The sequence below is a fragment of the Candidatus Eisenbacteria bacterium genome (genome assembly GCA_030017955.1).
Taxonomy (GTDB): Bacteria; Eisenbacteria; RBG-16-71-46; order JASEGR01; family JASEGR01; genus JASEGR01.
Window position 1 is genome coordinate 24,266 of record JASEGR010000003.1, and the last position, 25,404, is coordinate 49,669.

Annotated in this window: 23 protein-coding genes and 3 tRNA genes; 24 read left to right on the plus strand and 2 right to left on the minus strand. The window is 53.3% G+C overall.

Annotation, left to right across the window (positions count from 1 at the left end; translation table 11 throughout):
* Positions 1-178: 178 nt before the first annotated feature.
* From QME66_00795 to QME66_00860, 14 genes are all read left to right on the plus strand, one after another.
* A complete protein-coding gene (locus QME66_00795) occupies positions 179-565 on the plus strand; it encodes a type II secretion system protein (protein MDI6807507.1) in 387 nt (128 codons plus the stop codon).
* Entirely contained in the window at positions 552-3,029 is a 2,478-nt protein-coding gene (locus QME66_00800; protein ID MDI6807508.1) for an invasin domain 3-containing protein, read from the plus strand. The genes QME66_00795 and QME66_00800 overlap by 14 nt, the downstream gene beginning before the upstream one ends.
* A gap of 22 nt (positions 3,030-3,051) precedes the next feature.
* On the plus strand, positions 3,052-4,470 hold the full coding sequence (locus QME66_00805; GenBank protein MDI6807509.1) for a hypothetical protein: 1,419 nt from the start codon (positions 3,052-3,054) through the stop codon (positions 4,468-4,470).
* A gap of 419 nt (positions 4,471-4,889) precedes the next feature.
* The gene (gene rsmD, locus QME66_00810) at positions 4,890-5,453 is read left to right on the plus strand and encodes a 16S rRNA (guanine(966)-N(2))-methyltransferase RsmD (GenBank protein MDI6807510.1); all 564 of its coding nucleotides are present in this window, start codon (positions 4,890-4,892) and stop codon (positions 5,451-5,453) included.
* Complete coding sequence (gene coaD, locus QME66_00815; GenBank protein ID MDI6807511.1) at positions 5,450-5,926, plus strand: pantetheine-phosphate adenylyltransferase; 477 nt, start codon at positions 5,450-5,452, stop codon at positions 5,924-5,926. Before rsmD ends, coaD begins: the two co-directional genes overlap by 4 nt.
* Positions 5,927-5,929: 3 nt before the next feature.
* The gene (gene pta, locus QME66_00820) at positions 5,930-6,943 is read left to right on the plus strand and encodes a phosphate acetyltransferase (protein MDI6807512.1); all 1,014 of its coding nucleotides are present in this window, start codon (positions 5,930-5,932) and stop codon (positions 6,941-6,943) included.
* A complete protein-coding gene (locus tag QME66_00825) occupies positions 6,930-7,193 on the plus strand; it encodes a zinc ribbon domain-containing protein (GenBank protein MDI6807513.1) in 264 nt (87 codons plus the stop codon). The genes pta and QME66_00825 overlap by 14 nt, the downstream gene beginning before the upstream one ends.
* Positions 7,194-7,288: 95 nt before the next feature.
* Positions 7,289-8,575: an FAD-linked oxidase C-terminal domain-containing protein gene (locus QME66_00830; GenBank protein MDI6807514.1), complete on the plus strand. Its 1,287-nt coding sequence runs from the start codon at positions 7,289-7,291 to the stop codon at positions 8,573-8,575.
* A 34-nt stretch (positions 8,576-8,609) separates the two neighbouring features.
* Positions 8,610-9,596, plus strand: coding sequence for a GTPase ObgE (gene obgE / locus QME66_00835; GenBank protein ID MDI6807515.1), 987 nt, complete (start codon positions 8,610-8,612; stop codon positions 9,594-9,596).
* 13 nt (positions 9,597-9,609) lie between these two features.
* Positions 9,610-10,230: a HEAT repeat domain-containing protein gene (locus QME66_00840; GenBank protein MDI6807516.1), complete on the plus strand. Its 621-nt coding sequence runs from the start codon at positions 9,610-9,612 to the stop codon at positions 10,228-10,230.
* Positions 10,231-10,298: 68 nt separating this feature from the next.
* Entirely contained in the window at positions 10,299-11,447 is a 1,149-nt protein-coding gene (gene dprA / locus QME66_00845) for a DNA-processing protein DprA (protein ID MDI6807517.1), read from the plus strand.
* Positions 11,444-12,568: a DUF362 domain-containing protein gene (locus tag QME66_00850; GenBank protein ID MDI6807518.1), complete on the plus strand. Its 1,125-nt coding sequence runs from the start codon at positions 11,444-11,446 to the stop codon at positions 12,566-12,568. Before dprA ends, QME66_00850 begins: the two co-directional genes overlap by 4 nt.
* Positions 12,568-13,455: a lysophospholipid acyltransferase family protein gene (locus tag QME66_00855; GenBank protein ID MDI6807519.1), complete on the plus strand. Its 888-nt coding sequence runs from the start codon at positions 12,568-12,570 to the stop codon at positions 13,453-13,455. The genes QME66_00850 and QME66_00855 overlap by 1 nt, the downstream gene beginning before the upstream one ends.
* A 111-nt stretch (positions 13,456-13,566) precedes the next feature.
* On the plus strand, positions 13,567-13,980 hold the full coding sequence (locus QME66_00860) for a response regulator (GenBank protein MDI6807520.1): 414 nt from the start codon (positions 13,567-13,569) through the stop codon (positions 13,978-13,980).
* Here the strand turns inward: QME66_00860 and QME66_00865 are convergent.
* Both QME66_00865 and QME66_00870 read right to left on the minus strand, forming a co-directional pair.
* Positions 13,977-15,704 (minus strand): DUF1957 domain-containing protein, encoded by a 1,728-nt coding sequence (locus tag QME66_00865; protein MDI6807521.1) that lies wholly within the window; start codon positions 15,702-15,704, stop codon positions 13,977-13,979. The two genes, QME66_00860 and QME66_00865, sit on opposite strands and share 4 nt — an antisense overlap.
* The gene (locus QME66_00870; protein MDI6807522.1) at positions 15,701-16,003 is read right to left on the minus strand and encodes a DUF3467 domain-containing protein; all 303 of its coding nucleotides are present in this window, start codon (positions 16,001-16,003) and stop codon (positions 15,701-15,703) included. The genes QME66_00865 and QME66_00870 overlap by 4 nt, the downstream gene beginning before the upstream one ends.
* Positions 16,004-16,415: 412 nt before the next feature.
* On the opposite strand from QME66_00870, the gene QME66_00875 reads away from it, so the two are divergent.
* From QME66_00875 to QME66_00920, 10 genes are all read left to right on the plus strand, one after another.
* Positions 16,416-18,398, plus strand: coding sequence for a GAF domain-containing protein (locus tag QME66_00875; GenBank protein MDI6807523.1), 1,983 nt, complete (start codon positions 16,416-16,418; stop codon positions 18,396-18,398).
* Positions 18,399-18,493: 95 nt separating this feature from the next.
* Positions 18,494-18,868, plus strand: a complete 375-nt coding sequence (locus tag QME66_00880) for a response regulator (GenBank protein ID MDI6807524.1) — start codon at positions 18,494-18,496, stop codon at positions 18,866-18,868.
* A gap of 135 nt (positions 18,869-19,003) precedes the next feature.
* A tRNA-Phe gene (locus QME66_00885) sits at positions 19,004-19,079 on the plus strand.
* A 111-nt stretch (positions 19,080-19,190) separates the two neighbouring features.
* A tRNA-Thr gene (locus QME66_00890) sits at positions 19,191-19,266 on the plus strand.
* 189 nt (positions 19,267-19,455) lie between these two features.
* Entirely contained in the window at positions 19,456-20,814 is a 1,359-nt protein-coding gene (gene glmM / locus QME66_00895) for a phosphoglucosamine mutase (protein ID MDI6807525.1), read from the plus strand.
* A gap of 115 nt (positions 20,815-20,929) precedes the next feature.
* Positions 20,930-22,756: a glutamine--fructose-6-phosphate transaminase (isomerizing) gene (glmS, locus tag QME66_00900; protein MDI6807526.1), complete on the plus strand. Its 1,827-nt coding sequence runs from the start codon at positions 20,930-20,932 to the stop codon at positions 22,754-22,756.
* A gap of 152 nt (positions 22,757-22,908) precedes the next feature.
* Positions 22,909-23,292 carry a Rid family detoxifying hydrolase gene (locus QME66_00905; protein ID MDI6807527.1) on the plus strand — a complete coding sequence of 128 codons (384 nt, stop codon included), beginning with the start codon at positions 22,909-22,911 and terminating at the stop codon, positions 23,290-23,292.
* Positions 23,293-23,656: 364 nt separating this feature from the next.
* Positions 23,657-24,712, plus strand: a complete 1,056-nt coding sequence (gene selD, locus QME66_00910) for a selenide, water dikinase SelD (GenBank protein MDI6807528.1) — start codon at positions 23,657-23,659, stop codon at positions 24,710-24,712.
* A gap of 62 nt (positions 24,713-24,774) precedes the next feature.
* A tRNA-Sec gene (locus QME66_00915) sits at positions 24,775-24,872 on the plus strand.
* A gap of 30 nt (positions 24,873-24,902) precedes the next feature.
* Positions 24,903-25,403 (plus strand): DUF5683 domain-containing protein, encoded by a 501-nt coding sequence (locus QME66_00920; protein MDI6807529.1) that lies wholly within the window; start codon positions 24,903-24,905, stop codon positions 25,401-25,403.
* Position 25,404 lies beyond the last annotated feature (1 nt).

A 25,404-nucleotide genomic window follows, 5' to 3' on the forward strand; every position in this document is an offset into this window, starting at 1 on the left:
TCGGCAGGGATGCGCGCTGGTTGGGCTTTCTGGGCATGATTCTGGCGCGCTAATCAACTGACTGCTTTTCACCGTTCTCTCACCGGATCTTCTGCGACTCTGCATGCCTTGAGGCTGCCGCGGACGGCGGCTGGTATGCAATATGCGACTCTCTCACTTGGAGGAGGTGGCGAATACCTTGAGAAGAACACCAGGTTTGAATCTCCTCTCTGAAAAGAGAGGTTTCACCCTCGTTGAGATTTGTGTCTCGTTCCTCCTAATGGCTCTCTTTTTTGCCGGGCTCGCCCAGTCATTCCCTCTCGCACTTAAGCTCGTGGTCGAGGGAAAGTTGCGAAATGAGGCCGCCGCGCTCGCCCAGGGAAAGATGGAGGAGCTCAAGTCGTACGGGTACGGGAGCGGCTTTCTCATTTCTGGATCCGATGAAGTTAGGGGGAAATACCGGAGAAGCTGGAATGTTACCCAGAATTCGCCGGTGCCGAGGATGAACGAGATAGTAGTCACCGTGAGCTGGAATCTGGGCTCGAAGGAACGCACTTTGGAGTTCAGGAACTATGTTGCACAGTAGAAACAGATTGCGTCTCGGGAAAGCCGGAGTCACAGTGGCCGAGCTTCTCGTCGTCATGGCGCTCCTTGCCCTTCTGCTTCTTTCTGTCTACAGGGTCTTGATAAAATCGGTTGAGTCTTCGATATCGGGACAGAGCCTGCAGGAGGTTGAGCAGCTGGCGAACATGGCGTCTCAGTGGATCGTGAATGACCTCAGACCGGCCGGCTACACTCTTGGTGTCGGCGACACGGCGTTTGCCCAAGCGACAACGGAGGAGATAGAGTTCCTGGGAGACATTGATGCCGATGGAACATCCGAAAGAGTCAAATACTATCTCGGCACTACCCAGGAGCTTTCCCGGACAATAAACCCAAGAGACAGATATCTGTACCGCTCGATTGACGGCGAATCGCCTGGAAGAAGAGTTACGGAGGGAATTGTCAGCTTGCAGTTTGACTTCTTCGACAATGCAAGAGTATCTCTTCTGGACCATTCGGTGGAACCCCCGGCTGTGAGAGCTGATCCGTTTCTCGCCGACAAGAATGCAAACGGAATATCGGACGTCGTAGACATCAGGCTTGTTTCGGTTTCGATCCTGTGCGAGAGCGGAAAACAGGCTCCCAAGTCGGCTGGGAACTACTTCAAGACCACGGTCGTTACATCCGTCGCTCCTCCGAACCTTCCAATTCTTGCGCGTGGACTTAGGGGAACTGCTCCACCATCTGAGCCGGGGGGAGAAGGCGGCATGGTTCCAGCCTCGATTCTTTTCTCTGCCAGCCCTGAGACAATCATTGCCGACGGGTTGAGCACATCAGAGCTCACCGCGCTGGTCACCGATCAGGCGGGAGTCGGCATAAGCGGCCTTACGGTTTCGATGACGGTGCTTTCCGGACCAGGAAATCTGGGAAATGTTGCAGACGCTGGAACCGGTGAATACGAGGCCACATTCATGTCCTCGGCCAGCATTGGCACCGCACTCATAGAGGCATCGACATCAGAACTTGCAGACACCACATCGGTCGTGCTTGTTCTGCCTGCCGCAAGCATCGGGCTTACGGCCGATCCTGACAGGATATTCGCGGATGGGAGCTCCACATCTATAATCAAGGCTTTTGTGAAGGATGCAAATGGCAATAGACTTGCTGGCGTGAACGTCAGAATGAGTTTCACACAGAGGGTCGGAGATGACGCCCTGTCTTCGGTGAGCTATCAATCATCTGATACCAGCTATGTTGCCACCTACACTAGCGCTACCAGACCCGGCGTGGCAACGATACTCTGCCAGGCAGAGGGGCTAAGCGGGACCGTCGATGTGCTCAACTACTGGTATCATGTGCTGCCGGTCAGCGAAAGGGTGCTGCACGTGAAGCTTGCCGACATTCAGGAAGACGTAGACCAAGACCTGGATATTTTCGTCGGAAGACCTTATCCCGCCTCTGAGATTGTGGTCTTCACCAATTCGGGAGCAGAAAACGGGCATATGAGGGAGTTCGGTGCCGTCTATTTCGACGCTCTCGATGCCCCGTTGGGGATGGCAGTCGAGAAGATGAGAGATGACAGGTTTGACGTGGTAGTCGCTACAGGTTCCAACAGCTACCAGAAGATGCAGGAGATCTTCAACGGTGACCCCAGGGGCACCCTGACATCTTCCACCATCTACGAAAGGTCTTTTGGAGGAAAGACGGTGTCTCTTGCAACAGGGAAACTCTACTATCAAGCGGGAACGCCGGACAACTCTATTGACTGCGTCGTGGGCACAGATGCAGGACAATTTGAAATCTGGCTCAACGACGGCAGCGGGGGCAGGAATTCGCTTTTCTACAACAATACTTTTCCGAAAGGCGGGAGATTCTTGAGTGGCATCCCCTATGCGGTCAAGACAGGAGATGCAAGAGAGGATGCTTCCGGGGATGTGGACATTTTCATAGGAGCAGGGACAAGTCTCGAGCTCTGGTTTGCCAACCCGGGTGCGGATTTCGGCAAACAGTCCAGCTCAAGGCCCAACGATGTCTTCGGTGAAGGAAGCAAGATTCTCAGCCTTGATGTGGGAGATATTGAAAAGGATGGCTATATCGACATCGTTGCGGGAGAGGAAAACGGGGTGATTCAAGTTTTCAAGAACAATGGAAAAAAGAAGGCAGGCGATTTCATAAGGACGGGGCGCTTCCAGGCCGGCGGCAGTGTCTATTGTCTCAAGCTGTGTGATCTAAACAAAGACGGGTGGCTCGATCTGGTTGCAGGAACGTCAAATAACGAATTTGAGGTGAGACTGTCGAATGGAAACGGCTCCTTTCTTCAGCCGACTGCGTACGCTACAGCCATGTTCGGAGTCGTCAGCACCGTCGATTGCGGGGACATGAAGAAAGATGGAGGACAAGGCAACATAGATATAGTTGTCGGAGTGAACCTGTTCGCAGGGTTCGGGTTTGTTGAAATATGGTCCAACAATGGAAATGGCACCTTTCGCGGCCCGGATATACCGTGAATTCTTAGAGGGAGGCACAACAATGAATCTCAGAGAGAAGGGCATTGCACTCGTGACAGTTCTGCTCGTAGGTGTTTGCCTCTTTCTCTTCACCGCCGCTGCCGTCATCGTTGCTCAAAATGCGATGAGGCATGCAAGGAAGCAGGCAAACGAAACGAAGGTTCAGTATGTGGCCGAAGCCGGCCTTGAGAGAGCCCTGGCAAATCTAGCCCAAAATTCAAGCTGGCTCAACTTAGATCAAGGAGACCCGAACTTCAACGACGTGCCGTTCCAGCGGGGAATATTCGACGTCGATCCGATTATCGTTGATGGGAGCGACAGGATTGTCACTTCGCACGGATACATTCCTACAAAGGCAAATCCGCTCGCCGAGTTGACCGTGCGGGCAAGGGTCACGCCTGTTCCGCTGGCTTTTCGCCACGCACTCTTTTCGGCAGGGGAGTTCGAAGGTGAAGGCAGCGCTGGAACAATAGCGAGGGGATCTCTGTTTGCGTCGAAAGGATACACGCAGAATTTCAACCGCTTCGTCTTTGACACAACCGCGGCAAAAGCAAATCAATATTTCATAGAGACACCTTCAAACCAAGTCGCACAGTCTCTTCTTTCGGATTATGGTCCATATGTCAGATCCGGTTCCCAGGTGAATGATATATCGCTTCCGGACATAGACTATCTTGAGCTGACAAACCCAGGCAATTTCCCGGGGCAGGACGTTTACATGCTCACCCCTCCGACAATTGACCACCCTGAAGGTTCCCTGTGGACCGAGGGCGGGAAATACTACTATGCACTAGGCCCTTCATCTGATAAGGGAGAGAACAAGCTCTATCTCGATATTGCTCTGATCAACTCAACACTAGGGGGAACGTCGGAGACAGGGTCAATCGTTGCTGTGGATTTCGCGAGTTACTTCGACAGTTATCAGAGAATGGAGGATGAGCTTGTGATAACGAATCCAGGAGGGCTTCGCGGTGGATTAGCCACGACCTCATCCAGCATAGTCGCATACGCTTCACAGGGGGGAACGGCTACAAGGGACTGCGGGGCCGTGATCCAGGTCACAGGGGCCGATGTGACATTCGCCCCGAGAAACAGGTTTGCCCTTGTTGGCGGGGACATTAACATCATCAATACAAGCGGTACCGTAAAGATAGGAACTCCAACCTTCCCTGCCATTGCCTTCGGAACATCCACACTGCAGGGCTCCGGCACAGTTGACCTCTGGCCTGGTACATACCGGGGGGAACAAGGTCATATCGAGATCTACGGCTCCATTGTCTCTTCCAGCGATGTTGCGACAATTCACGGAAAGGGAAACGGGACCAGTGTGACGATCTGGTATGACGAAAGAGTCCTTGACAGCCAGGCTTCCGGCTTCCAGAAAGCCCTTATTGGCGGGGATTGCTATCTGGAGAGAAAGAGTATCGCAAGGATAAGGTGACACTGGACGGCGCTTGTTGGATGCCGACTTGCCGGGGATGTCCTTTCCCTCCTGCCGAAAATGTCGATCCTTCTTAGACTCGCTCACTCGAATTTGCGAACTCGGGCTTCGCCCTCAGACAGCGCAAATTCGTCCCTTTCAGGGTCGTTCTCTCGTCCAAGAAGGGAGTCCAGAGATTTTCAGAAGTCGGTTCAAGGACATCCCCGGGCCTCCCAGAGGACGGCGTGCTATCTCAAAGGGCCACCCCCTTTCCAACTTCTCATTGATTTAATACCCCTCCTGAGATTAGTATCGAATCCATGATGGATGCCTCGTTGATTGAACCCTGTGGCCCCGGCCGAGCACGCCCTCGCCGCAGAACTGTCCGGGAAGGCCAGAATTCATGGTCCTGCACCTATGTTCAATGAGGGCGGGCAAGAGTGAGGGTCACGGGGGGAAGTCTCAAAGGGAGAGAGCTGGCGGCCCCCAAGGGCAGAGCCGTGAGGCCCACCTCCGGGAAGGTCAGAGAATCAATCTTCAGTGTGATCGGGCCACGGATTGCCGGAAGCAGAGTCCTCGATCTCTTCTGCGGAGTCGGGACACTCGGCATTGAGGCAATGTCAAGAGGAGCAAGGGAAGCAGTCTTCCTCGAGACATCCCCGGCGGCATTGAAATTCCTGGAGCGGAATCTCTCGACTCTTGGCATTCGGGACGTCGCCAAAGTGATCAAGTCAGACTGCCGCAGTTTCCTGAGGTCGAAAGCACCGTGTAGGGAGTTCGACCTTGTCTTTGCAGATCCGCCCTATTCACTGAAGTGCGGCCGCGAGATCGTTGAGCTCCTTGAGGAGCAAGACATTCTTTGTCCCGGCGCGCTAGTCGTTTTCGAGCACTCAAGATTTGAGGATCTTCCGGACCGAACCGGCAAGCTTCTTCTTGCAAAGCGGAGACGGTTTGGTGATTCGGTTTTCTCTATCTACGAAGCAAGTGCCAAGGAGGGGAAATGAGATCTGCGATTTTTCCCGGAACGTTTGACCCCGTAACAATGGGGCATCTTGACCTGATTGAGAGGGGCCTCAAGATGTTTGACAGAATCATTGTCGCCGTTTCGAGCAAGCCTGACAAGGATTTGCTGTTCTCAGTTGAAGAGAGGGTCGAGATGATCAGGGAAGCAACCAAGGGCATGAAAAACGTTGAGGTCTCGCACTTTTCAGGCCTGCTTGTCGATTATGCAAGGAAGGCCGGGATTGAGATCGTGATACGCGGTCTCAGGGCTGTGTCCGATTTTGAATACGAGTTCCAGATGGCGCTTATGAATAGAAAGCTTTCAGGCTCTATCGAGGCGGTTTTCCTCATGCCGAGCGAGCAATACTCGTACCTGAATTCGACAGTCGTGAAGGAAATAGCGAGGATGGGCGGCAACGTCAGTGAACTCGTCCCGCCTTCAGTGGCAACAAGATTGAAGGAAAGATTGGGTTAGAGTTTGAAGCTTATTCACGACATATGGAAGAGGGCCAGGGAGAAGCACGCGAGGATTGCTCTTCCTGAGTCGGAGGACGAAAGGACGCTCAGCGCCATCAGCGAAGTCAGAGAGAGGGACCTCGCTGAAATCGTGCTAGTTGGCGACGGGAAGAAAATTGCAGGAAGAGTGGCTCAGGCAGGTATCGACCCAGCGTCTATTGAGATTATCGATCTTTCTTCGGAAGAATCGTACGAGAAATACCTGAAGCTAATGTTGGACCACGGCGCCCGTGGGAGAATTTGGGAGAAAGAAGTTCCCGAGCTCGCAAGGAATCCTCTTTTTGTTTCTGCACTCCTCTTGGACACGTTCCAAGTGGACGGCGTCGTGGCAGGGGTGAATACAAAATCATCAGATGTCATTCGTGCAGGTTTGAAACTTATTGGTACTAAAGAACCTAACGGCCTAGTTTCAAGTTTCATGTTAATGATCTTGCCTGAGGGAGGACAAAACCCGGAGAGGGTGCTCCTGTTTTCGGATTGTGCCGTTGTTCCCGAGCCGACTCCGGAGGGACTTGCAACCATAGCCTTCTCATCTGCCCTGAGTTTCAGAGCAGTAGTTGGTGAAGAGCCCAGGGTTGCAATGCTTTCTTTTTCGACAAAGGGCAGCGCGTCTCATCCGCGAACGGATAAGGTGAGGGAAGCAACAGCCATCGCAAGGGACCGTCATCCGGACCTCGCCATAGACGGCGAGTTTCAGGCAGATGCTGCGCTCGTCCCGTCTGTGTGCAGGACGAAGGCCCCCGGCAGTGTTCTGAAGGGCGATGCCAACGTCTTGGTCTTCCCTGATCTTGACAGTGGAAACATAGCTTATAAGCTTGTGGAAAGACTTGCAGGTGCAAGGGCCTATGGCCCAATACTTCAAGGTCTCAAGAGGCCTCTGAATGACCTTTCACGCGGTGCAGATTCCGACGCAATAGTCAACGTGATAGCAATAACTGCTCTTCAGAAGGAGATAGTCAGAAGTGCCGACCTATGAGTACGAATGCCCCCGGTGCGGGCGCATGTTTGAATTGTTTACGTCCATGCTTGATGAGAAGGAAAAGCGATGTCCAAAATGCAGGGGAATCGGGAAGAAGCTTCCTGGGTCGGGAGCGGGGTTTATATTCAAGGGCAGCGGATTCTACTCGACAGACTATAGAAGCGAGAAATATCACAAGGAGAAAGAAAAGGAAAAGGGACCGTTGAAGGAGACGAAATCAGAAAAGAAAAAGAAATTAGACAAGTAGAGAATAGCCTGAGGTCGGCCCTTGAGCCGTCAGCCGTTCTTTCGTCTCGGGAGGAAAGGATCTGCTATTCGTTTGATGCAACGACACTGTCCCGCCTGCCCGACCTCGTAGCACTTCCTTCCACAACTGAAGATGTACAGGCAATTCTGAGGATTTGCCGGAAGTACAGAGTCCCAGTCACTCCCAGAGGGGCCGGAACCGGCATGAGCGGAGGTTCCGTGCCAATCGAGGGCGGCGTTGTGGTCTCGATGGAAAGGATGAACAGCATTCTCTCGCTTTGTCCAGAGGAAAACAAGGTGACCGTCGGACCTGGACTGATAAACGGAGAACTGCAAAAAGTGCTGATGGAGCGGGGACATTTCTTCCCGCCAGACCCGTCGAGCATGGATTTCTCAAGCATCGGGGGAAATGTTGCACTCAACGCAAGCGGCCCGAGGTGCTTCAAGTACGGCGCGACCAAACGCTACGTCGAGGCCTTCGAGTTCGTCACGATCGAGGGTGACGTCCTGGAGGTCGATGCGCGAAATCCCTTACCGGGATTGGGAGATATGCTGTCGATTCTTGTGGGGAGCGAGGGCACGCTGGGAGTCCTTACCCGGCTTGATCTCAGGACGGTGCGCCTCCCCGAGATGACAACGTGTTTTCTGGCAAATTTCAAGGACTTCTCGCATGCAGGAGGAACGGTATCGGTGTTTCTTTCTCAGAAAGTGATCCCATCGGTCATCGAAATAATCGACGGGAATACCGTAAGATGCGTGGAGGAGTTCGCAAGGACAGGTCTGGCATCCGGCGATGGGACTTTGATGCTGGTTGAGGTTGACGGCCCGGAAGATGAGGTCAGAAGTGGAAGTTCTGCAGTCGAAGAGATTCTCCGGTCTTCGGCCACGTATGTCAGGAGGGCAGAGGAAAAGGGAGAGAGGGATAAGTTGTGGAAACTCAGGAAGTCGATTTCTCCCTCACTTGCGAGGATCGGCCCGACCAAAATAAACGAGGATGTGTGTGTGCCGAGAACGAAAATTCCGGAGCTCGCCAGCGCAGTCGATAAAATGATAAAGAAGTATGGATTGAAGATCTTTCTTTTCGGTCACGCCGGAGACGGGAACATTCACGTTAATATAATGACTGACAGGAGAAACCTTGATGAAATGAAGCGTGTAGAAGAGGCAGTGCGGGTTTTGTTTGACACCACGCTGTCCCTTGGAGGGACTCTCTCCGGGGAACATGGCATAGGTCTTACGAAGAAGGAATTTCTCAAGGACGAGGTTGGGGAATATGGTATGATGGCCTTCAGGAAAGTGAAAGACGCATTCGACCCGGCGGGAATGCTCAATCCAGGAAAGCTCCTTGACTCAACCCGATTTGACAGGGGTTGCCACGTCTGATAGTCATCGTGATGCGCCGGAGACTGCATGATCCATGTTCATCGACAGGGTGACAATTGAAGTTGAGGCAGGGAGAGGAGGAGACGGCTGCGTAAGCTTCAGAAGAGAGAAGTTTGTCCAAAAGGGAGGACCTGACGGTGGGAAGGGAGGGAATGGCGGAGACGTCATTCTTGCCGGTGCACGGAATATCCATACTCTCCTGGATTTCAGATGGAGGAGAATCTTCCGGGCAGAGAGGGGCGGCCACGGCAAGGGGAAAAATATGACCGGAGCGTCCGGAAAAGAACTTGTTCTTGGGATTCCCCTGGGCACAGTGGTGGAGGACGTGGTGACGCAGGAATTCCTTGGCGAGATAGTAAAGGAAGGCGACAGGCTCCGGGTTGCGAAGGGCGGGACTGGCGGAAAGGGAAACGTAGCGTATCGGACTTCCACCGACCGCGCACCCACGCGGAGGGAGCATGGCACCGATGGAGAGAAGAGGAATCTCAAACTCGAGCTCAAGCTGATAGCGGATGTGGGAATAGTAGGTCTTCCGAATGCAGGGAAATCTTCACTCCTGAGAAGGGTGTCCCGTGCGACTCCCAAGATAGGCGACTATCCGTTCACGACTACACATCCGAATCTGGGATTTGTCGGAGCCGGCAATTCCGGGGGTTTCGTTATGGCGGATATTCCGGGGCTCGTAGAAGGCGCCCATCGCGGAAAAGGAATGGGCCTCGATTTTTTGAGACACATCGAGCGGACAAGGGTTTTGCTCTTTCTTCTTGATGGCGGCGCGGGTGACGTGACGCGCCAGTATGAAATCTTGAAAGAAGAGCTGAGCTCCTACGGAGAGAAGCTCCTTCAGAAACCCAGGGCGATCTGCATAAACAAGATCGATCTTCTTCAAGAATCGCTTGATAAATTACCTGTAACGATTGACGATGAAAAGATATACAATATATCTGCCCTCACAGGGCAGGGAATAGGTGAGCTTGTGTCAGCACTGGGCGCTCTACTTGAATATGCCCGGGAAATCTGACTAGGAGGAAAACTTGGCAGACGAAAGGCTTCCGCTCAGCAGCACGCTGCGGTCTCTGAAGATGAGAGACCTTGAGGGTCAGCTCTCGGCCATTGCCGAGCTCAAGAGGGAGAAGAGCCCGAAATCACTTCAGACTCTCCTTGAGTTTCTCTGTGACGAAAGTTGGTTTCTCAGGGAAAAAGCTGCCGATGCTCTTATGGAGGTGGGCGCTTCGGTGGTGCCTGAACTTCTCAAGCTTGCCCAGAACAGTCTTTGGTTCACGAGGGCATGCGCGGCGCGTATTCTTGGAAGGGCCGGCTCTCCCGAGTGTACTGCAAGGTTGGTCGAGCTTTTTGCGGACAGGAATCGGACAGTCAGAGACTCGGCATTGGATGCCATTCTGGAACTTGCAGCTCAGGACGGGGGAGAGTCCCTGGCAATATCATTAGTCGCCATTCCGCCGGGGATGAGGGAAACTTTCCTCGGGAGTCTCAGGAAGGCGAATGCGCCGTTTGCAGAGAAAGTTGTTGGAATGATGCAGGGGAGAAACCCTGCCCAGGACGGAACGGCAGGCGTTGAACAAGAGAGAGAGTCTGAAATAATCGACGTTCGAGACATCATCTCGAGGCCCGGAAGTGACAAGCCGGCGCAATAGCCGTCTTCTCTTGTAGAGCTTGGTCAGGCTTCTTCAGAATGTGATTCAGCACGGGGTGCGGGGCGGGGATGACGTTCAAGATGGACGATGAAGAACTAAGGGCGAAGGTTGCCCTTTCAATGTTTCTGGGAACGAGCGAAGCCGGGCTCGTGAGATTGCTTAAAACTTTCGGCTCCGCAAGGGAGATTCTGAGATCTGGTGTCTTGAGCCGGGGATTATTTCCGGATCTCGATTGGATAGGCGGGAGTATCCTCGGGGACGACAGGGTAGAAAGAGCTCTTCGGATATTGACTGCGGGTTCAGTAAGAGTCACGTCCATCCTTGAACCTGACTATCCGGCCAGTCTCGGCTTGATTTCGAATCCGCCGCCTATTCTGTACGCCAGAGGGAGGCTTCCGGGCAAAGACGAACCGCTTATTTCGCTGGTGGGGAGGAGAAACCCGTCAGCAAGCGGGAGAAGTATGGCCTATGAGCTGGGGAGGAGTCTTGCACTTTCGGGGATCGGAGTCGTGAGCGGTCTGGCCCGCGGGATAGACTCTGAGGCGCACAGGGGAACCCTGGAGGGAGGAGGATACGCAGTAGCAGTCCTCGGCACGGGAATTGATGTTCCTTATCCGGTCGAGAATAGAGGCCTTATGGAATCGATTGCAGAGAAGGGATGCGTCTTGAGCGAATTTTCTCCGGGCACTCCGCCCACGAGATACAATTTTCCAAGGAGGAACCGGCTCATCAGCGGGCTGACCCTCGGGATTGTCGTTATCGAGGCCGGTATGAGGAGCGGTTCACTTACGACCGCACGTAGTGCGGAATCGCAGGGGAAACGCATCTTTGTGGTTCCGGGAGACCCGACTTTCCCTGGAACAGCCGGCAGTAACACGCTTCTCAGGAGAGGCGCAATTCCAGTTCTTTCGGCATCCGACGTCGTTAGCAGGATTCCGGGGACCTCTGCGCCCCCGGAGAGGAGACCTGAAAGCAAGCGCCACGACCTTCATGGAGTTGACAAAAGGATATTCGATGCGCTTCATTCAGGACCTATGGACATAAATTCCATAGTCGAGGAGACGGCCTTACCAGCCAACGTCATTCTCTCTGCGCTTGTCAGGCTGGAGCTCGACGACGCTGTTGAAAGAATTCCTGGAAATATCTTTAGAATAAGGCCCCGATTCCGCGCGGCCCGGTTACCTTTAGGAAGTAATGGAGGTCAACGCACAAAGTGAAAGAGCCTGTTGTGGCAGTTGCCCGCTCAAGGGGCTACACAAGAGAAGAAATATCCGATTCGCTAAGATACTGCCTTCATCCATTTGGAGGCATGGAGAAATTCGTGAGACACGGTGACACAGTGCTCGTCAAGCCTAACCTTCTCTCAGCGAGGAACCCTGACAGGGGCATTACAACACATCCGGTCATTGTACGGTGTCTCTGCGCGATGGTCAAAGAGGAAGGCGGAGTTCCGGTGATAGGAGACAGCCCGGCCGGGGCGGAAAAAGGGATAGAACGGTTGTGGCGGGAGACAGGGATGCTCGATGTCTCAAGGGAGGAAAGGGTCGACCTGGTGAACTTTGAATCAAGCGGCACTGTGGAAATGTCCGTAAACGGAAGCAAATACTATGTTGCGAAGCCGGTCATAAACGTCGATCTTGTAATCAATGTTCCGAAGCTCAAGACTCACTCTCTTGTGCTCTATACAGGCGCTCTCAAGAACACTTTTGGCATTCTCCCGGGATTTCAGAAAAGCGGGTTCCATAAATCTCAGCCTTCAGTGACGCAATTCTCCCAGGTTCTTGCAGACGTGTTCTCACTTGTTAGGCCCGCACTGACCGTGATGGACGCCGTTGTCGCGATGGAGGGCGACGGGCCGGCATCAGGAAAACTGAGAGAGACCGGGATGCTCGTGGCAAGCGAGGATGCGGTTGCGCTCGACGCCGTTGTCTCACGATTGATTGGCCTTTCGAGAAAAGAGATGAAGATTCTCGACATGGCCGAAAGAATGGGGCTGGGAAGTGCGAACCTTGACAAAATCCGGATTGCCGGTCCGCAGTTTCGTGATCTTATGATTGACGGCTTTTCTCTTCCATCAAACCGGACTTACCGCAATCTTGCTCCATTTGCAATTCGTGCACTGGGAGGACTTGCCTGGATAAGGCCAGTCGAAGACAGGGAGAAATGCACTCTGTGCGAGATCTGTGTCAGCAACTGCCCGGTATCTGCCATAAGGGTCAAGAAGAAATCGCTCAAGTTTGACTACGACAAGTGCATTGACTGCATGTGCTGCCATGAAATCTGTCCGGAGAATGCCGTCAAACTGAAGAAGAGCTTTCTGGGAAGGTTCATCTGGTGATGAGACGGGTGTCGCATTTCATCGAATACCTCCTGGTCCTTTCCGTTGTGAAACTGGGCTGCATCCTGCCGTTGCGGGCTTCTCTCTTTGCAGGACGCCTCATAGGGAAAACTGCCTTCAACCTCGTCCGTGCCAGGCAGCGTGTCACCATTGCGAATCTTGAAGCGGCCTTCGGAAAAGAGAAAACCCGCGAGGAGATAGTGGGGATTGCGAAGCGGTGCTACGAGAATATCGGCCAGACTTTCATAGAATTCGGAAGATTCCCGGTCACGAAACCCGAGACTATCAGAAAGCTTGTCCGGATTGAGGGCCTTGAGCATCTGAGGGATGCCATGGCCGCGGGCAAGGGCGGGCTCTTTGTGGCAGGGCATTTCGGGAGCTGGGAGTTAATGGGCGCGTCGTTTTTTGCCTACGGATTTCCTGTGAGTTTTCTTGTAGGCGAACAGAGTAACAGGGCAGTTGACAATATGATGAACAGATACAGGGAAGCGTGCGGCATCAAGATAATTCCGATGGGAATCAGCATGAGAAAGGTTCTCAAGACTCTCAGATCGAATGAATTTGTTGCGCTGCTTTCGGACCAGGACGCAGGAAGGAAGGGGGTCTTCGTCGACTTCTTTGGAAGAAAAGCTTCAACTCCTTTCGGTCCCGCGGCCTTCTCCCTGAGGACCGGTTCTCCAATAATAGTGTGCTCCATAGTGCGGGGGGAGCGTGGAAAGCACACGGTGATCCTGGAGAAGCCCGTCTATCCGGAACCGAGCGGCGACGAGCAACGCGACATCGAACGGTACACTCAGCTTTACACCTCCGTCATTGAGAAATATGTGAGGCAGTATCCCGACCACTGGTACTGGCTGCACAGACGCTGGAAAACCTCACCCAAATAAGACCCAAAGTTTCAGATTCGATTGCCGCTAACAGAGTTAACTCTTTGGCACATCATGCCGATGAATAAATAAGGCGGAAGAAGGTACCGCCACCGGTCAGGGGGTGAGAAGATGAAGAGAGGCAGAATACTTGTGGTGGACGACGAGGAGGACGTTCTAACAACACTGAGGCACGTTTTTGAGCTGAACGGGTTCGATGTGCTGCTTGCAAGAAACGGAGCAGAGACTCTCGACATTGCCAGAAGGGAATCGCCGGATCTGATAGTCCTCGATGTGATGCTTCCGGGTCAAAATGGTTATGAGATCTCGAGGATTCTCAAGGAGGAGATTGAAAAAGGCAGTATCCGCCGCGACATGAAAATCGTCATCCTCACCGCCAGGAAACTGGATTCCAGCGAAAGGGAAGAGTTCATATCCACCTGGGCAAAGGCCGACGGGTACCTCTACAAGCCGTTCAAGATGGAGGAACTCATCGAGACTGTTGAAACGCTTCTGGGCGTGAAGCCGGCCCACGCGAGAACTTAAGGAGCCCGGGAGTATTGAAGAGGGTCAATATCAGGAAAGAGGTTGTCTCTTTCTTCGACGGATGACAGGAAAGTGATTTCTTCCACGGAGAGCCTCTCCCCGTGTTTCAGTTTCTCCAGAAGTCTTATTAGACTTGTGAAGTCTTCGTAGTGCCTCTCAACTCTTCCTTCGGCGTAGTCTCTTGCACTCCAGGTCGAGATAAGAAACTGCCAGTCGGATGATTCCAGGAGAAGAAGTTCTCTTATTGCCTGTTTGAGAACCCTGTAGAACTCGCTTCGATCCGCCTGCCTGGCTTCCGCCGAGATTGAATTCATCGATAGTTCCGCCTCATGTATAAGCTTCCATGTCCATTCTGTCCAACTGTTCAGCCAGACATAATGAAACCCGCCTTCGCCCCACGATCCTTCCGGGAGAGAGACAACGGTCCGGGGAGGAAATTTCTCCAGATACCTGCGAGGGCTGAGCGCCTCGATCATGTCATCCTCATCGATTATTCTCAGCACAGTCTCAAACCACTGAACTCCTTCGAACCACCAATGGCCAAGAAGTTCGGTGTCATAGGGAGCACAGAGCATTCCTGGCGTTCCGAATCTCTTGTGGTGTCCGATCAGAGCTTCTTTCACAAGCGAAACGAAGTGCATAGCATTCTCAGGGATTCTTCCGAATGCATTCTCCGGCACGTAGGTTTCCTTTCTCGCAAGGTCACTCTTTGAGGCAGTCACCCTCCAGTACCGGATTCCTCCCGGAAAATGCTTCTTGTGAAACTCAAGATAGTTGCCGTCTCCCGGGTAGCCGCGCTCGCCGCTCCACACCTGCACTGCCGTTCTGGGGTCCCTGGTGAAAAACGAGATTGGCTCTCTCAGGTGAGGTTCAGATGGTGAAGAAACAAGGTAGGGGACAAGATGTGACCTCTCCTGAACAGGCTTCTCAACCATCTCCAGAATAGATCTTTCCCACATCTCCTTGAGCGCCTTGAACCTGTCAAGATAGACTCCAATCGCCTTCCCGCCTTTCAACATGTGGGAATCAACGAAGAAAAACTTGATGTGAGCCTCGCCCAGAAATTCTTCTACACCTCTTCTCTCAAAGGAAAGTTTGTCCGAAACCGGGGACGTCCAGTGGTAGCGGGGCCTGTAGGCACACTCTGGCAGCCAGATGCCTTTCGGTTCCTCACCGAAGTGTCTCATGTAGGAACTCTTTCCGACGAGGATCTGCGCCTTGACTGCCTCATCCGTGCCGAGAAGAGGGAGATAGCCGTGAGTCGCCGCCGAAGTAAGAATTTCGACGCTTCCCTCATCGCGGAGTCTGCGGAAACCTCCGATTATGTCTCCCGAATAACGTTCCCTGAAGCTCCTAAGGACATTTTCGTAGAACCGCTCCCAAAAAGCCGTGAGCGCGTTGAACTCTGTCTTCCCCGAACCAGAAAAGTCCTTCCTGTCATTTCTCACTGCCTCCAGTCTGTTTTCGAGATATGCCGTGAACTCCTCTTTGAAGGCCTGACTTGAGAGCTGCTCGCAAAGGACTGGTGTCAAGCCGACTGCGCAGGAGGGATTCCCGCCCCTCTCGAGAATCGAGGTCAAGACATTGAGAAGAGGAATGTAAGATTCGGCGGATGCCTCATTCAGCCAGTCAGTGCCGTGAGGCCACCTGCCGTGCGACATAACATACGGAATGTGTGAATGGAGGACGAAAGAGAAGTAGCCGAGAGGGTTCTTAGTTTTCAGAATCCGATGTCCTTCTTCGAGGGTTCGCCTGGGAAAATCTTTATCGGCCCGTACTGTTCCTCAAACTTCTTTATGTTCGTGTCCAGGGCATTGAGAAGGGATTTCGCATGCTGGGGGGTCATCACGATTCTGGCGTAAACCCTGCTCTTCGGAACGCCGGGCATGAATCTCGCAAAATCGATTATGAATTCGGAAGGCGAGTGCGCTATGAAGGCAATGTTGGAATAGATGCCTTCGGCCTCTTTCTCGCCAAGCTCCACGCTTATCTGCGGCTGCGGAATCGGCTGCTGTTTCTCCATCTTGCGCGACCTCCGTCTGAAGAAAGCCAGTTTGAGATCCCCGTCTCTGTTTACGTCGAATGGGTTCTGACAGGATCAAGAACCGGTGCTCCGATCTCAGAGATTCTTGACCGGGCTCCATGGAATCGTTGAACTTGAAAGAGATTATGGTGAATGAAGTACCATGTCAAGGAGAAACGGGGCATGCTCCGAATTCGGGGACACATCTCTAAGCCTGTTTGGGGAATCAGACCCTGGCTCAGGCGTTGAATCCTCTCAAGCTAGCTCCTGGCTTAGCCGATTTAATCCTAGGAAGGTGGTCAGTCGCTGGTCCTAGCAGCATTACAGTTGACATGGCACAGTCTGTTTCCTAATCTGAGCGTGACGAAGGGGCTTCCAGGACAAGGCTGTCTTCTGCGGGGGAAATCCGTCAGTGGAGACCAACATAACCTCAAAGGATGCTCTTGAAGAGAAGTGTGTGCTTCTCAACAAGAAGCTCGAAGAACTTTCCCTGATATTCAGAATAATGAATCTTCTCCACAGCACCATGGAGGTCGAGAAGATTCTGAAAATCGCACTTACCTCAGTGACGACCGGGACGGCGCTTGGTTTCAACAGAGCTCTAATTTTCCTCGTTGACGAGGAAAACGGAGTCCTTGAGGGCAAGATGGGTGTCGGTCCGAAGAACATGGAAGAGGCAGCAAGAGTCTGGGAGGAGTTGGGAAAATCGTCTCTCCCGTTTGAGGCATTTGCGGCAATGGCTGCGGAAGATGCTCAGCTCGCAGAGAAAAGTCCTCTCACGAGCCTGGTGCAGACTCTGAGTTTCCCGCTCGAGAGGGATACTGACGTAACAGTTGATTCTCTTCTTGAGAAGCAGTGCGTGATCGTAAGGAATGCCCCGTTTGACCCGCGGGTAAGCGCAAGATTCAATGCGGTTTTCGAGTCGAGAGAGTTTCTGGTCACTCCAGTAGTGACAAAAGTGAAACCGGTGGGAGTCATCGTTGCGGACAACCATTACACTGGCAGGCCCATCCTGGAGGAGGACTGCGCGATCCTTTCCTCAGTCGCGCACCAGGTAGGATTGGCGCTCGACAACGCCAGAACATACGCCGACGTAAAAAGACGACTTTCGGAAATCTCAACACTCCAGGAGATGGGGAAGAAGATCATCTCAATGATGGATTTGAGGAGCGAGCTGGTCACTGTCGCAAAGGTCTCGTCCACGGTGCTTGGTGCAAGAGGGAGCGTCATCTGGCTTACCCAGAACGAGGATGAGCTCACGGCCATCGCGAGATTCGCCGAGAAGGACAGCAGCGAACTGGAATCTGCCATTCCGCTTCTTGAAGAGGCTGCCGCCTGGTCTGTCTCCGAGGGCACCCCTCTACTCGTAAGAAATTCTTCCGAAGATGAAAGGTTCTCCGGCTGGGAAAAACCCGGGTTCTCGTTTCTTGTCGTTCCGCTTGTCTCAAAAAGCCGCACGATAGGTGCGATAGCCGTTTACGGAAAAGAGAGACGGAACATCTTTGAGTCACCGACTTTCAACAGGAATGACGAGCAGTTCCTTACTATTCTTGCAGATGAAACCTCGGTCGCGGTTGAAAACGCCAGGCTGTTTGATGAGGTAAGGAGGAGTGAGGCAAGACTGAGGGAGACCCAGGCGCTTCTCCTTCACTCCGAGAAGCTGGCGGCTCTTGGTGAGATGAGCGCAAAGGTCGCCCACGAGATAAGGAATCCCCTGGCGTCAATTGGCGGTTTTGCCAGAAGGGCAGCCAAGAACATGGGAGAACAGGACCCGAACAGAGAATATCTTCAGGTAATCGTGAGAGAAACCGACCGGCTCGAGAGGATTCTGACGGAGCAACTTCAGTTTGCCCAGCTTTCCAGACCGACCCTGAAGCTTGAAAACATGAATGCAATCATCCAGGAGACTCTCCAATTGATCTCGGATGACATTGCGAAGAAGAAGGCAAGACTTCTCAAGAAATTCTCGCTTGATCTTCCGAAGCTCCTTCTTGATGCGGACAAAATGAAGCAGGTCTTCCTGAACATATTTCAGAATGCCCTGGAGTTCATGCCGAAGGGGGGAAGGCTTAGAGTCGAAAGCAGTCTCACGCAGGCCGACGTGCTCGTGGAGATTGCCAACGACGGGCCAAAGATCCCCGGCGAGATGCTGGACAGGATCTTTGTTCCATTTGCGACGTCCAAGAAACACGGTTCCGGTCTTGGACTTGCCGTCGCGTATCAGATCGTACGGGAGCACGGCGGAGAAATCAATGCCCGCAGCGAAGGCGACTGGAGCGCGATTTTCACTGTGAGCGTTCCCATCAAAGGCAATGAAGATAGAAGGAGGATGTCGGATAGACGGTCGTCAAACACCGACAGACGCGGGAGAATGAAGTGGATGAACCCGTCCTAGTTTTGGGGAGCCGGCCTTGGTCTTTCCAAATGCCTTCGTTTCATTAGACGGCAGCGGCGGGCGGCTTCTGATGGCTCAAGGAAGGAGGTGGCAGGGTGAAGAAAGTTTTGGTAGTTGAGGATGATGACAGTCTGAGACTTCTCTACACAAGCGAGCTCTCCGATGACGGCTACGAAGTCCTTCCTGTATCATGTGGCGATGAAGCGCTGGAAGTCTTCAAAGAAAAGAAGCCGGATCTTGTTGTTCTTGACATCAGGTTGAGCGGGATGAGCGGCCTCGAAATACTCGGGGAAATGCTCAAGGTGAAGAAAGACATCCACGTGGTGATAAACTCGGCGTATCCTAACTTCCAGAGGGAGTTTGCCACCTGGGGAGCGGATGCTTATCTCGTGAAATCGTCGGACACGTCGGTTCTTCGTGAGACAGTGAAGAGCATCCTCGAAGAGAAGCCGGCGAGTACGTCTGTGTGAATAGAACTGTAGTCACTCATTCTGTTGTTAGGTCTGAGAAGTGCAGCAGTTGGATTTCTGCCGCCCATAGTCCTGTTTGAATTCCCTTGACCAGAAGCCCTTCTCCATGCTAAGAAAGGTCTTGCATACGGGTGTGCGACCCTAGCTCAGTCGGTAGAGCACCAGACTGAAAATCTGGGTGTCCGCAGTTCAATTCTGCGGGGTCGCACCATTTCTTGAAGCCCACGAGGCCTGCAAAGACCGTCCTCGGGTTCCGGCTGCTGTTCCCTGGCTTAAGGCCTGCACATGCCTCGCCGAATCAGGGCAAAGTTCAAACGGAGAAGCTGGTGTAGCTCAGCAGGTAGAGCAACGCACTCGTAATGCGTAGGTCAGCGGTTCGATTCCGCTCACCAGCTCCACGTACAGACAGTCTCTCAAGTACTGAGAGGAATCGAAGCCGACCCGAGCGCCTCCTGTGGAGGATGAAGCGAGGGCGGCCGGCGACGGAGGAGGAGCGGGAGCGACGGGGGAGGAGGATTCCGCTCACCAGCTCCAGATGCTTGTTCCTTACCGAGTTGTGAATTGGATAATGCGAGAAGAGGCTAAATGTGACTGCTGATCCGATTGTGAGCGTCTCCGGCGTAAGAGGCATTGTCGGGGAATCCCTGACGTCCGACTTTGCGCTCAGGCTTGGTTCAGCCTTTGGGACGACTCGCGGTGCCGGAAGGATAGTAGTCGGCAGAGATACCAGACCGTCCGGCAGAACACTCGTCCGGGCAGTCCTCGCCGGACTATCATCCGTCGGATGTCACTGCATCGATACGGGAATTGTGCCCACACCAACCGTTCTCTGTATGGTCGGAGAAGCCGAAGCGAAGGGCGGCATCATCATTACTGCCAGCCATAACGGGCCTGAGTGGAATGGCCTGAAATTTGTCTCCGGTGATGGAAGTTTCCTGGATGAGAAGGGAATGAAGGAAGTCGTGTCTCTTGCCGAGGGCCGCGACGGGTTTGCGTGGAAGGGATACAAGTCGCTTGGAGAATCCTGGCCGAATGCGTGGGCTCCATACCGGCACGTAAGAAGAATCACCGAATCCAAGGCCATCGATGTCTGGGGTCTGAGAAAAAGGAACTTCTCAGTGGTTGCCGACTGCGTAAATGGAGCCGCATCTACCGTGCTTCCCGTTTTGCTGAGCGAGCTCGGCTGCAAGGTAAACCTGATCTTTGATTCCCTGAGCGGGGAGTTTCCTCGCGGCCCGGAACCGGTGGCTGAGAACATCGGTATGCTTGGTGACGAGGTGAAGAAAAGAGGGGCGGATATTGGCTTTGCTTTTGACCCTGACGGGGATAGAATCAGTATCGTAGCGAGCAGTGGAAGACCTTTTGGAGAAGAGAACTCCATTGTGCTTGCCTCCAGACTCATTCTCACGAAACTGGGAGGCACGCTCGTTGTGAACGCTTCCACGACATCTGCTGTCGATGAGATCGCCAGCCGGGCCGGCTGCAAAGTGGTGAGATCAAAAGTCGGTGAAAGAAACGTGGTCGAGCTCATGAGGAAGCACGGTGCAATTTTAGGCGGAGAGGGGAATGGCGGTGTGATTCTTCCACAGGTAAACTGGGGCAGGGATGGAATTGCCGCCTCGGCCCTTTTTCTTCAGGCTTTGCTTGAGTGGGGAGGCGACTCCGATACTCTCCTCGATTCCCTTCCAAAGTACTTCATGGTGAAGGAGAAGATTACCTGCGAAAAGCCGCTCAAAGAAGTTGAGGCAGTCCTGCTTGGTGCCTTTGCTCCCACAAGCATAGATAGGACCGATGGGATAAAACTCTTTTTTGAGGATGGCTGGCTTCACGTTAGAAAATCCGGGACTGAGCCGGTTGTCAGGATCATGGGAGAGGCCAGGGTAAAAGGAAAAGCAGAGGCAATGGTCGGGGAAGCCATTTCCAGTCTTGGAAAGACCGGGGCGTGAGAGAAAAGCGGATCACGAAGAGCGTGCATCATGAGACTTTGTCAAGAACGGTGATACGAACTTAGTTTGCGGGCCGTTTGGATCTGGCAACCGAAGGCTGTAAAGGAGAAAAGCAATGTGTGGAATTGTGGCTTATGTCGGCAAGAAAGAGTGCAAGCCTATTCTCCTCGAAGGCATAAAGAGGCTTGAGTACCGCGGATATGATTCGGCTGGCATAGCGATTATCGGAAAGGATGGAGTCCTAATCGAGAAAACGGCCGGGAAGATTGCAACCCTCGAGGCAAAACTTCTCTCAATCCCGATGTCTGGGACGTCGGGGGTCGCACATACGCGGTGGGCGACCCATGGTGAGCCGACGGATGAGAATGCCCATCCGCATCTTGACTGCAAGGGAGAGATTGCGGTTGTCCACAACGGAATCATCGAGAATTACATGGTGCTGAAGAGCAAACTGGAGAGCGAGGGGCACAAGTTCAGGACCGAGACCGACACCGAAGTCCTTGCTCATTTCATAGAGAAATACTACTCCGGAGACCTTGTCGAAGCGGTTCGACAGACCCTCACGATGGTCGAAGGAACCTATGGCATTGCAGTCATATGTTCGAAGGAACCTGGCAGGGTCGTGGGTGCAAGAAATGGCAGTCCGCTGGTGGTTGGAATCGGCCGCGGAGAATATTTCCTCGCCTCAGACGTTTCCGCCGTCCTCAGACACACCAACCAGGTCATCTATCTTGATGACAGGGAGCTCGTGGTGATTGACACCGAGGGATTCAGCACGTCCACGATTGAAAACGAGAAGGTTCATAAAACCATTGAGGAGGTTGAGTGGAATCTTGAAATGGCCGAGAAGGCCGGGTTCAAGCATTTCATGTTGAAAGAGATCTTTGAGCAGCCACAGTCCATAAAGAACACAATGAGGGGAAGGCTGATCCTTGACGACGGTGGAGCAAGACTCGGCGGGCTTAATGCGGCCGAGTCCGAACTGAGGGCGGTCAACCGGATAATTATCACCGCCTGCGGGACCTCGTGGCATGCGGCTACGATTGGCGAGTACATGATTGAGGAACATGCCCGAATCCCGGTCGAAGTCGAGTACGCGTCCGAGTTCAGGTACAGAAACCCGGTCATAAGAGACGGCACCGTTGTCATCGTGATAAGCCAGTCCGGCGAGACCGCTGACACCCTGGCCGCAATGAGGGAGGCCAAGCGCAAGGGTGCAAAGACATGGGGAATCTGTAACGTCGTCGGCAGCACGATCGCAAGGGAGGCAAGCGGAGGAATCTACATCCATGCGGGTCCCGAGATAGGCGTTGCCTCAACCAAAGCATTCACGTCTCAGGTGGTGGCGCTTGCCGTTCTCACGGTGCTCCTCGGAAGGCTCAAATCCATGTCCAGAGATACCGGAAAGCAGATTGTGACCGAGCTTCTGAGGATACCCGGGAAGATGGAGCAGATTCTGAAGAAGAACAAGGAGATCGAATCCATTGCCGAGGAGTACTACAGGCACGAGAACTTCCTCTATCTCGGAAGGGGATACAACTTCCCAGTCGCCCTTGAAGGGGCGCTCAAGCTCAAGGAGATCTCATATATCCACGCGGAAGGATATCCTGCCGCTGAGATGAAACACGGGCCCATTGCATTGATCGACCAGAACATGCCTGTGGTCTTCATTTGCACAAAGGACAGCGCGTACGAGAAGATAATGAGCAACATGGAGGAAGTCAAAGCTAGAAAGGGCAGAATCATAGCAATCGCAAGCGAAGGAGACAAAGAAATCTCGAAGAAGACTGATCATGTCATTTACATTCCCGAGACGGTTGAGCTTCTTACGCCGCTGCTTTCGGTGATTCCTCTCCAGCTGCTTGCCTATTACATCGCAGTAAAGAGAGGATGTGATGTTGACCAGCCGAGGAATCTTGCGAAATCCGTCACAGTCGAATAGCAGAAGAATGGGAGAGCGTGACCGATGAGCCCGCTGGAGCGGACACAGATTCGCGGCCTTGCGGCTTGCCCTCTGCATAGGCGTGCCGCTCAGCTCGCATCACGGCCGCTGGAATTGTCCCGGGACCATGAGAAGAATGAGGGGAAAACAGTATGAGAGAGATTAGGACTAACCAAGCCCCGGCCGCAATCGGGCCCTACAGCCAGGGAATCCAGGTCGAGCCCAAAAGGATGTTCTTCTTTTCCGGACAACTCGGAATCGACCCGCAGACAGGGAGCCTGGTGGCGGGCGGCATTGAAGCAGAGGTCAGGCAGGCTCTGACCAATGTGAAAAACCTGCTCTCATCAGAAGCGATGAATTTTGACAATGTGGTAAAAGTCACAGTCTTCCTCTCCGGAATGGAACATTTCGAAAGCATGAACAATATCTATTCAACACATTTCCTGAACTTTCGTCCTGCGAGAAGCTGCGTGGCCGTGAAGGGACTACCGAAATCTGCCCTCGTCGAAATTGAGGTAGTCGCAGTGAAGGAGTGAGTTGAGGCCCTGCGACCTCCTATTCCATGGGCTAGTGCACCGTAACATAAGTAAGTTGACATTCACATTGCCGCTGAACGGTGCACTGCTGGGGGTTTTAGGGGGTCGAGCCCGACCCCCTAAGGGGTTACAGTTGCGAAAGTTGCCGGTGGCAAGTTTCGAAACGTCATAGGGGCGATAGCCCCTGTGAAAGTGCTGGGTCACCCCATAATAAGTCCGTGAGTTTATGTGACACAGCACTAGGAGGCCCGAGCAGCAGGCAATCTCCAGAGTGAGCTACCCGGAAGCCCAGCTCCAGGAAGAATCAGGAGGCTGGGCTCAATCAGAAAAGGAGTAGGAGTAGACTTCACCTCAATAAGAGGAGATGGCGGTGACCAAAGAGGAACTGAGCCGGCTGACGCAGGAAGTCTCCTGCGCAGGCTGAGCGGCAAAACTGGGTCCGGCGGACCTTTCGAAAGTCCTTAAGACAGTCCCAAAGCAGAAGGACAAGCGGCTCCTGGTCGGGCTTCACACTTTGGATGATGCCGGCGTCTACAAAATCGGGAAAGACCTGGCTATTGTCCAAACAGTCGATTTCTTTCCGCCGGTCGTGGACGATCCGTATGACTTTGGGATGATAGCTGCGGCGAACGCCCTCAGTGATGTGTACGCCATGGGAGGAACTCCGCTCACTGCAATGAGCATAGTCTGCTTTCCGAGCGAAAGAAAGAATATCGGAGTCCTCGCAAGAATTCTGAAGGGCGGGACCGACAAACTCAGGGAAGCAGGCACAGTGCTCGTAGGCGGTCATTCTGTGAAGGACAATGAGCTCAAATTCGGTTTTTCCGTCACAGGGACAGTCAATCCGAGGAAAATCGTGTCCAATGCCGGAGCCAAGCCGGGAGACGCTTTGATACTCACAAAGCCTCTCGGCACCGGTGTTCTCACAACTGCGCTCAAAATGGGAATCTTGTCGGAAAATGGCAGAAGAACGGTGACCCGTGTCATGTCGTCGCTCAATTCCACTGCTTCGAGATTGATGTGTAAGTTCGGCGCTGATTCCTGTACGGACATCACGGGTTTCGGTCTCGGAGGCCATGCCTGGGAGATGGCACGGGCAAGCAAAGTGACTCTTAGATTCTATTCGGCAAAAATCCCGGTTCTTCCAGGAGTCCGCGAGCTTGTTGAGAAAAAGTCCGTTCCCGGCGGGACAATATCCAACAAGGAATTTCTTAAAAGAGACGTATTGATCCACAGCTCTGCGGCGGGGCTATCCCCTCTGATATTCTTTGACCCGCAAACCTCCGGCGGCCTCCTGATCAGCATCAGTCAGAAGCGGACAGAAGCTCTATTGAAAGAACTTCGAAAGAGCGGGATAAGGGACGCGGCGCTTGTCGGGGAAGTGGTGAGAAGAAAGAAGGCGCTGGTTGAGGTTTTCTAGCAGCGAGTGCGTGGAAGGGGGTTCCGGAATAGAGGTTTTCTCAGTGTCTTCTGCGATTGGCCGGGAGCGAATGGGCTCTGGTGGGCCCCGAGGACTTCAAATCCTTAAGTCGGGCGCCAATACCGTCCGGGGTGGGTTCGATTCCCACGCGTTCCCGCCATCTCGTTCGTGGTCACAGCAAGGCTTGCGTGTGGCGCTTCTGGCTGCTCTCCTGCTTTGCGTCTTGGCGCAAGGATCTCCTGCTGCCGTCTCGACCGTGGACACCTCGAAGGCGGGATTTTTCGGTACTCCATTTTTTGTGATGATGAGGTCCGGCGTTATTCCTGGATGGGGACAGGTTCACAACCATAAGTACTTGAAGGGAGCGGGCGTGTTCCTTCTCGAAGGCGCACTGGCTTTCAAAATCTATGATGAGAACAGAAAGGTGAATGACTATTGGACGAAGCATGTTGGCGCCGCCACCTACCCCGAGCAAGTACGTTACTTTGACCTCTACGCCTTTCATTACGACAGGCGAAGCAATTACATCTGGTGGCTTGCTGGTACCACAGTATTGAGCCTCGTTGATGCGTACGTTGACGCACATCTGAGAGGTTTTGACGAAGAGGTAGCGAGGGAAACTGCCGTTGACCTTGCGGTCATACGCCGCAGCGGGGAGGCCGTAGCAGTAGTGGTGAGAAAGACATTCTAGA